Here is a 689-nt window from a genome sequence, read left to right as displayed (position 1 = left end):
GATTGCCGCACGCATTGGGGGCGAGGAAGTCTGCATTATTGTCTGTAATTCTCAGTCTAACGAAGCCTTTCAGTTAGCAGAACGTTTAAGAAAAAGGATCAAAGAACTACGTCTTCAATGGAATGGAGAGGAAATTCGAATCAGCGCCTCATTTGGTATTGCTCAAGCAAGTCCAAATGTTCTTACTAAATGGCAGCTATATGAACGCGCCGACAAAGCACTATACCAAGCTAAGAAACACGGTCGCGACCTGACCTTCATCCACAATGAAAGCACTAGCTCCAGAGCTACTGAAGTTGCGTAAGCGATAGTCCTCGTTCACGCAACAACTCAACAACACCTGCTGGCCCATCTAAGTGGCCAGCGCCCACCACAACGAAACACACACGCGTTTGCATACATGCAACAATTTTATCGGCCATCGTGCGATTTCGCTCAAAAAACAGTTTTTCAAAATAAGGTTTCAATTCGGGAAAATCACGCATTGGTTCAGCAATAACCATGTTATAAAGAGCAACTCCATCCGAGTTTTTCCATGCCGCTTCTATCGCTTGCCATTGTTCTTGGTAGTCCGCCATCGCGAGTAATGATTGCCCAAACACTGCTTCATTTATCGGCAAGTTTTCAAGCAATTCCATTTGAAAGGCAAGCCCCTCTAACTCTTCGACCGGTTTTTTATACTGCGCTCG

Annotated in this window: 2 protein-coding genes; one reads left to right on the top strand and one right to left on the bottom strand. The window is 45.3% G+C overall.

Going from position 1 to position 689, the window contains the following annotated elements; genetic code table 11:
* Window positions 1-304, top strand: a 304-nt coding sequence (locus A3738_RS06660; RefSeq protein ID WP_156504013.1) for a GGDEF domain-containing protein, incomplete at its 5' end; no start/stop codon positions are given.
* Here the strand turns inward: A3738_RS06660 and A3738_RS06655 are convergent.
* Window positions 288-689 (bottom strand): TraB/GumN family protein (locus A3738_RS06655; RefSeq protein WP_197473648.1); only part of this gene is annotated, 402 nt, incomplete at its 5' end. The genes A3738_RS06660 and A3738_RS06655 overlap by 17 nt on opposite strands.

This window comes from Oleiphilus sp. HI0066, from assembly GCF_001635725.1.
The sequence above is the reverse complement of the archived record's forward strand: the minus strand, read 5'-3'. Positions and strand labels throughout refer to the sequence as shown.